This is a genomic window from Pseudoalteromonas sp. (assembly GCF_041613455.1).
GTDB lineage: Bacteria > Pseudomonadota > Gammaproteobacteria > Enterobacterales > Alteromonadaceae > Pseudoalteromonas.
In genome coordinates this window covers 1-7749 of sequence record NZ_JBFJHD010000140.1, presented here as the reverse complement: position 1 = coordinate 7749, position 7749 = coordinate 1, and the positions used below count along the sequence as shown (strand labels likewise).

Genomic DNA, 7749 nt, shown 5'->3' with positions numbered 1-7749 from the left:
ATCAGCTATCAGCTATCAGCTATCAGCTATCAGCTATCAGCTATCAGCTATCAGCTATCAGCTATCAGCTATCAGCTATCAGCTATCAGCTATCAGCTATCAGCTACAAATTTGATGAACTTACTGGAAAGTGTCAAGTATAAGCTTAACACCATCTGCAAGTGTAGGAGTGCTGACAAGGCGGAGTGCTTTTTTATGCCAAGGAGCATACGTTTATAGTATGTGACTTAGGCTAAAAAAGCACAACAACGCCGTCAAAGCGAACTACGCGCAGCAGACTGTTCACCTAAGTAGTTTAGCCTAAGACAAGGCGCCCAACTCGACTTATCCCTATGAGCATACGGTTTGTATGTGATTAGGGTAAGTCGGGTTGGGTAACGCAGTATTAGCTTAAAATACGACGGTGATTACATTTGCTCCATGACTTCAATGCCTAGCAGATCTAAACCTGTGCGCAGCGTATCTGCCACCAAATTACATAACACTAAACGGCTATCACGAACGCTTGGCGCTACGCCTTCTTTAAGTACAGGGCACGCTTCGTAGAAGGTCATGTATAGGCTAGCGAGTTCATACAGGTAACTACACAGTACATGTGGCGTTGCCTCGCTGATCATTAAATCAAGCACTTCTTCTAGCTGTAGTAATTTAAGTGCGAGTGCTTTTTCTTGCGGCTCTGTAATGGCAACGTCGGCATTTAACGTGGTGGCATCAACCCCTGATTTGCGGAAAATACTGCGAACCCGGGTATACGCATACTGTAAGTAAGGTGCGGTTGCGCCTTCAAAGCTTAACATGCTGTCCCAGTTAAAAATGTAATCGCTGGTACGGTGCTTAGAAAGGTCGGCATATTTAACCGCGCCAATCCCCACTTTACGCGCTATTTCACTGCGCTCTTGCTCACTTAAATCTGACTCACGCTCAGCAAGCTTAGCTGCAGCACGATTAATTGACTCTTCGAGCAAGTCGGCTAATTTAACCGTGCCGCCGGTACGGGTTTTAAAAGGCTTATTGTCGGCGCCCATCATGGTGCCAAACGGGCAAAATTCGTAACTGGTTGCAGCGCGTAATAAACCGGCTTTACGCGCGGTTAGCTCTACTTGGTTAAAGTGTAAGCTTTGGCGGGCATCTACAAATATTAAGATGCGATCAGCGCCTAATTTGTTTGAACGATAATCACAGGCCGCTAAATCGGTGGTGGCATATAAAAAGCCGCCACCTGACTTTTGTACGATAAACGCTGATGGCTCGCCATCTTTGTTAGCTAGCTCGTCTAAAAATACCACTTGAGCACCTTGCGACTCAACGGCAATATTTTTATCTTTGAGTAAGCTAATAATATCGTTTAGTTCTGCGTTGTAAGCACTTTCAGCCATGATATCGGCTTGCGTAAGTGTTACATTTAAACGCTTGTATACCTCTTCAGAGTGCTTAACTGAAGTGGCAATAAATAGCTTCCATAGTTTTTCACAATGCGCGTCGCCACCTTGTAATTTAACCACGTAGTCACGGGCTTTATCGGCAAAACCGGCTTCATCGTCAAAGCGCTTTTTAGCGTCGCGGTAAAAAGTTTCTAAGTCAGCAAGGGCGACTGCTTCTAAGTCGACGCCTTGGCTAATTTGATCTTCTAAGTGCGCGATTAGCATACCAAACTGTGTGCCCCAATCACCCATGTGATTTTGACGCACTACGGTATCGCCTCTAAATTCAAGTGCACGTACAATTGCATCACCAATAATAGTTGAACGTAAATGACCTACGTGCATTTCTTTGGCAAGGTTAGGCGATGAGTAATCAACCACGACTTTTTGTGGTTTAGCGTGCTCGTTCACCGCTAATTTTGCATCTTGGTTCGCGGCTTTAACACTGTGTGCTAAAAACGCTGGCTTTAAATGAATATTAATAAACCCTGGGCCGGCAATTTCTGTTTTTTCGGCAATATCGCTAACATCCAAGTTATCAATGATTTTTTGCGCAAGCTCTCGTGGGTTGCTTTTCATTTTTTTAGCTGCGCCCATTGCGCCATTAATTTGGTAATCACCAAATTGTGGGCGGGTGCTTTGCGTTACAGCAGGGTTAGTATCTTCAGGTAGGCCTGCGGCAATCATCGCGGCAACAGCTTTTTCTACTAATAGGGTACGAATGTTCATAGTGTTTACCTTAATAAGCCCGCTAGCGCAGGCTTGCATTTAATCTAAGTAAGTGGCTTCTAGTTTTCGCGAGTATGGCTAAAGGTTACCTCAGGGTAACGCTCTATTGATAAGTTAAGATTTACTCGGCTTGGCGCTATGTAGGTTAAGTTATCACCGCCATCTAGCGCTAAATTACTTTCACACTTACGTTTAAAGTCTTCAAACTTTTTCACATCATCTGAGCTTACCCAGCGTGCGGTATTGACGTTGACACCTTCATAAATGGCATCAACGTTATATTCCGCTTTTAACCGCGCTACAACCACATCAAACTGCAGCACACCCACGGCGCCCACAATTAAGTCGTTATTAATAAGCGGTCTAAATACCTGCACAGCCCCTTCTTCTGAAAGCTGTACTAAGCCTTTGAGCAGCTGCTTTTGCTTAAGAGGATCGCGCAAACGAATACGGCGGAATAATTCAGGGGCAAAGTTAGGAATACCGCTGAATTTTAACTTTTCGCCTTGGGTAAAGGTGTCACCAATTTGAATTGTACCGTGGTTGTGTAAACCAATAATATCGCCAGCATAGGCATCTGCGGCGCGCTCTCTATCACCCGCCATAAAGGTCACCGCATCAGAGATACTGACCTGCTTGCCAATGCGCACATGATTCATTTTCATGCCTTGGCTGTACTTACCCGATACAATGCGCATAAAGGCAATACGGTCACGGTGTTTCGGGTCCATGTTGGCCTGAATTTTAAACACAAACCCGGTAAAGTTTTCTTCCGTTGCCACCACTTGACGATCTTCTGTTTCGCGCGGCAGTGGTGTCGGTGCCCACTTCGTTAAACCATCAAGTACGTGGTCTACACCAAAGTTACCTAAGGCGGTACCAAAATACACCGGCGAAAGCTCGCCGGCTAAGAATAGCTCTAAATCAAACTCGTTCGATGCCCCTACAACCAGCTCTAACTCATCGCGTAACTGCGCAGCAAGCTCTTCGCCAATGGCGTTATCTAGCTCTGGGTTATCGAGTCCTTTAATGGTATGAACGTCTTGAATTTTATGACCTTGACCGGTTTTATATAATACCGCTTCATCGTTATGAATGTGGTACACGCCTTTAAACTCTTTACCACAACCAATTGGCCAAGTGATCGGTGCACAGGCAATATTTAACTCGGTTTCAACTTCGTCGAGTAACTCCATGGGGTCGCGAATATCACGGTCACACTTATTCATAAAGGTCACGATAGGTGTGGTACGTAGGCGCGTTACTTCCATGAGTTTACGGGTACGATCTTCAACCCCTTTTGCCGCATCAATCACCATTAAGCACGAATCCACCGCGGTTAATGTACGATAAGTGTCTTCCGAGAAGTCTTCGTGTCCTGGAGTATCGAGTAAATTAACCAGTGCATTGTTGTATGGGAACTGCATTACCGAGGTGGTTACAGAAATACCACGCTCTTTTTCCATTTCCATCCAGTCAGACTTTGCATGCTGGTTGGAGCCGCGGCCTTTTACGGTACCGGCTTTTTGAATTGCTTGTCCGAATAACAATACTTTTTCGGTGATGGTGGTTTTACCCGCATCGGGATGCGAAATAATTGCGAAAGTACGTCGTTTATTAATTTCGCTGAGGAGAGTTTGATCTGCCATTAAAAAGGTTCTTTTAGTTTGAATACGGACATCTATGTATGCTGACGTTTCAGAGCTAGATTACTTAACCCCGAAAGCTCAACACACCCTAGTAAAAAGCCAATTTAGCTCATCACACGCGATCCGCTATGTTAATCGTAATTACAGACTATTTTCGCTGATCTTCGCGCTATAAACAATCAATGCTTAGTTATTAACTGATTCTTTTTTTATTAACTCAATATGCGCGCGCATTTAGGTGATTAATAGCTCACTATAAATTACGGTAACCCTGTTAATTAAACAAACGCAGTGCTTGAGTAATAGCGCACTACACCATATTATTAACAAATTGCATGGAGGATGTGTTGTTTGGTAATGAAAACCAGTAAGTTAAGCATTAGGCTATTATGGTATATAACTCCGCTCGTTATATTGCCATTGTTATTTTTAGGAGGTTTTACCCTCACTAATGTGACTAACTCAACACAAAAACAAGCTGATTTAATTATGAGTCGCTTTGTTGAGCAGCAACAACAAAAAGTATTTAACTATATCGACTCGTTTCACTCTACCGCAAAATTGCTGTCTACTTCGCCGGTGCTTAGTGACTTTTTAACCAATGGCGGACACAGCGATGGCGGCTACACCTATCGCTTGGGTGCCTTAATGGATGTATTTGCCAGCTACAGCGAAGCTTACCCCGATATAATTAGCGTTAATTTAATTTCTACAGACGGGCAAAGTGATGCCTACTATTCTAGTAATTTAACCGTCGCGCCTAAAAGCTATCCTTTTTTAGAGCAAGTGCAACAAAGTAACTTAAGTCAGCAGCAATTTATGGTGCAAAAACCCGATGGCACCACCAACCTGTACTTTATTCAACGTATTTATAGTATTGATTACTACTTAAAACGCCCACAACAGCTGGGGTTTATTATTTTGCACGTTGAGCCGTCAATCCTTAATACCAGCATTTTAGAAGCGCCGTATAATAATACGCTTAATTTATTAGTGAGCAACGAAGGTAAAATTTTATTCAGCTCAGATTACAACATTCGTGGCCACTACATCAGCGAATATGAGTTAAACCAAGTACGCAATTTAGCCGACTTTGGCAGCCTTTCAACCATCGAACTTTCCAGTATCGATAAAATAGAGCGGATGATTTTTGCGGTGCAAATGAATGGCGGTTACTATGTGTCGACTATCCCTAAAGCGGTGCTTTACCAATCAGGCATGGCGATTAGTTTAATAACCGGGTTAATTGTCATTATTTCGGTGATCACCTTACCGATATTAATTTTTATTGTGGTACGTAATTTATTATTAAACCCAATAGAGTTGCTCGGCGAAGCAAGCCATCGCGTTGGCGACGGTGATTTATCGGTTTCGTTACCAGCCCATACCAATGATGAAGTGGGTATCTTGTTTAACGACTTTAACCACATGGTTAATCAAATTCGGCACTATCAAGAGCAGCTTGAAGAATATAAGCATCACTTAGAAGATAAAGTAGAAAGCCGCACCAAAGCGCTCGAAAACATGAACCGCCAGTTAGAGTTGGCGATTGCCGAAGCAGAGCAAGCAAACCAACTTAAAAGTCGTTTTTTAGCCAATATGAGTCACGAAATACGCACCCCACTTACGGCTATTATGGGCTTTACCGAACAGCTATTACATAATCACGAAGTGAGTAATGACAAACAACATTTGGCAACTATTTTACGTAACTCAAAACATTTATTAGAGCTGATTAATAATATTTTAGACTTATCGAAAATTGAAGCCGAAAAATTAGCCACAGAGCAAGCCCCGCTCAATGTTGTACGCTTACTGCATGATGTCGAATCAATTATTGCCCCGCTAGCGCAACAAAAAAAGCTCGCATTTACTATTAATTACCAGCTGCCATTACCACATACGATTTACAGTGATGTGACCCGCTTAAAACAAATTTTAATTAATATAGCCAGTAATGCGGTGAAGTTTACCGAGCAAGGAACGGTCACTATTAAGGCGCGTTATCAAGCACAGCAAACCTTGATATTTGACATTGAAGACACCGGTATTGGCCTAGTAGAGAGTCAAATTAAGCGTCTTTTTACTCCTTTTGAGCAAGCCGATGCCACCACCACACGACGCTTTGGCGGCACCGGTCTGGGACTGTGTATTTCAAAAAATTTAGCGCAACTACTTGGCGGCGACATTAGCGTACAAAGTGAAGTAGATAAAGGCAGTTGCTTTACTATTACGGTCGCCTGTAATTTAGCCACTCCCATTGCCGAAAGTTTATTGTTACGTGATCCTCAACAGTTGGTTCCCGAAAAAGATCCGCAACTTTCCTTTGCCAGCAATAGCTTTGATGCGCAAATACTGGTGGCTGAGGATAACCCCGATAACCAATTACTGATTAAATTACTGCTGCAAACATGGGGACTGGAACCCGATATTGTCAGCAATGGCGCTGAAGCCGTTGAAATGGCGCTGATGAATGACTACCAGTTAATTATTATGGATATGCAAATGCCGGTGATGGGAGGATTAGAAGCAACTAAAATATTACGCGACGCGGCCTATGACGGGCCTATTATTGCGCTCACCGCGAATGTAATGAACCATGACGTCGAAACTTATATTGCCGCAGGATGCGACAAAGCACTGGCTAAACCCATTGATAAAGAAGCCCTAGAAAGTGTATTAGTGAGTTACTTGCATCTAGAAAAAGACAATCAAAATAAGTGGGACGAATTATTAAAAAGTGATAAATTTCAGCAAATTAATGACCGCTACATCGCCAACCTACCAACCTCTTTAGCCCAATTGCAGCAAGCGGCAGATCACACGGCATTACGTGCTGTAGCGCATAATATAAAAGGCAGTGCCGGATGTTTTAATTTTAGCGAAATTTATCAGCGCGCCACTGAACTCGAAGCCGCTCTTAAAGCGAATGACAGCGCACAAATCAGCTTGCTAAACAGCCAGCTAATCAGCGCCATTGAGCACACTATCACAACCAACCATAACCTAGTGTGAGCAGCTATTATTGAAAATTTAAGCCCAATGCCATGCCCATTAAAATTGCATCTTCAAAACCATTTTTAGCCGGCTCATCGCTTGGGTAGTAATTTTTACGCACTGACATTTCAGTGAAGCCCGCCCGCTCGTAGAGTTTAATCGCACGGCGGTTTGACTCGCGCACTTCTAAAAATAAGTTTTCCGCATTTTGCTGTTCGCCATACTCAATAAATTTTGTTAATAGCTGCTTGGCAATACCTTTTCCCTGCTCGCTGGGAGACACGCAAATATCCATTAAAGTAAAGTCTGGGCCGGCTTTTTCACCAATATAAAAACCAACCATAGTATCACCTGCAAATGCCGCTAAATTAAAATAGCGCCCACCTATACACGAACTCATGGTACTTAACGCCCATGGGTGGCTATGGCATGCCATTTCGATAGCCATCAACTGGGGTATGGCGTTTTCATCTACAGATTTAAAGTTTATCAAGCTGTTCACTCATTAAGGCCCATAAAGCACGTTTATCGGCCGTGCTGAGCTGTGGATTTGGTAGCGCTAACTGCTCGCCCTGCAGTTGCAGTGCTGTGCTTTGTACCACCGTATTTATAGTCAGCGGGGCTATGGCGCGCTTAATATCAGCAAATAATTGCTCAGTGAGCAGCATAGTCTGCGGCGTGCTGTTTTCAGTAACTGTGTGTGTGCTCTGGCTATTTAACGCTTGATAATGCTGATTTAATGTGAGGTTTTCTATACCAAAAACAGCTGCGTAACGTGAATGCATAACGACTCGATGAAATTAGTAAGTAAGGTAATATAAGAAGTAATAAATACGATGTAAAGAAGAAATGGCAGGGGCGGAGAGATTCGAACTCCCAACCGTCGGTTTTGGAGACCGCTGTTCTACCAATTGGAACTACGCCCCTGCAATGACGACGAATTATAGAGAACT

General features: G+C 43.3%; 5 protein-coding genes and 1 tRNA gene. 1 reads left to right on the top strand and 5 read right to left on the bottom strand.

Annotated elements, in window-relative coordinates; genetic code table 11:
* Positions 1-407: 407 nt before the first annotated feature.
* Together argS and prfC are read right to left on the bottom strand one after the other, a co-directional pair.
* A complete protein-coding gene (gene argS / locus ABYB02_RS12160) occupies positions 408-2150 on the bottom strand; it encodes an arginine--tRNA ligase (protein ID WP_372762713.1) in 1743 nt (580 codons plus the stop codon).
* Between the two features lie 59 nt (positions 2151-2209).
* The gene (gene prfC / locus ABYB02_RS12155) at positions 2210-3799 is read right to left on the bottom strand and encodes a peptide chain release factor 3 (protein ID WP_372762712.1); all 1590 of its coding nucleotides are present in this window, start codon (positions 3797-3799) and stop codon (positions 2210-2212) included.
* 357 nt (positions 3800-4156) lie between these two features.
* On the opposite strand from prfC, the gene ABYB02_RS12150 reads away from it, so the two are divergent.
* Positions 4157-6814, top strand: coding sequence for an ATP-binding protein (locus ABYB02_RS12150; RefSeq protein ID WP_372762711.1), 2658 nt, complete (start codon positions 4157-4159; stop codon positions 6812-6814).
* A 7-nt stretch (positions 6815-6821) separates the two neighbouring features.
* Here the strand turns inward: ABYB02_RS12150 and rimI are convergent, their stop codons facing one another.
* The 3 genes from rimI to ABYB02_RS12135 all read right to left on the bottom strand — a co-directional run bounded on the left by rimI (position 6822) and on the right by ABYB02_RS12135 (position 7723).
* The gene (gene rimI, locus ABYB02_RS12145; RefSeq protein ID WP_372762710.1) at positions 6822-7289 is read right to left on the bottom strand and encodes a ribosomal protein S18-alanine N-acetyltransferase; all 468 of its coding nucleotides are present in this window, start codon (positions 7287-7289) and stop codon (positions 6822-6824) included.
* Positions 7276-7581 (bottom strand): hypothetical protein, encoded by a 306-nt coding sequence (locus ABYB02_RS12140; protein WP_372762709.1) that lies wholly within the window; start codon positions 7579-7581, stop codon positions 7276-7278. The genes rimI and ABYB02_RS12140 overlap by 14 nt, the downstream gene beginning before the upstream one ends.
* Positions 7582-7646: 65 nt before the next feature.
* Positions 7647-7723: transfer RNA gene (locus ABYB02_RS12135), tRNA-Trp, on the bottom strand.
* Positions 7724-7749 lie beyond the last annotated feature (26 nt).

Excerpts from the sequence above, each read along its gene's own strand:
- prfC (WP_372762712.1), bottom strand. The coding sequence starts at position 3,799 with ATGGCAGATCAAACTCTCCTCAGCGAAATTAATAAACGACGTACTTTC.
- argS (WP_372762713.1), bottom strand. The coding sequence starts at position 2,150 with ATGAACATTCGTACCCTATTAGTAGAAAAAGCTGTTGCCGCGATGATT.
- ABYB02_RS12150 (WP_372762711.1), top strand. The coding sequence starts at position 4,157 with ATGAAAACCAGTAAGTTAAGCATTAGGCTATTATGGTATATAACTCCG.
- ABYB02_RS12140 (WP_372762709.1), bottom strand. The coding sequence starts at position 7,581 with ATGCATTCACGTTACGCAGCTGTTTTTGGTATAGAAAACCTCACATTA.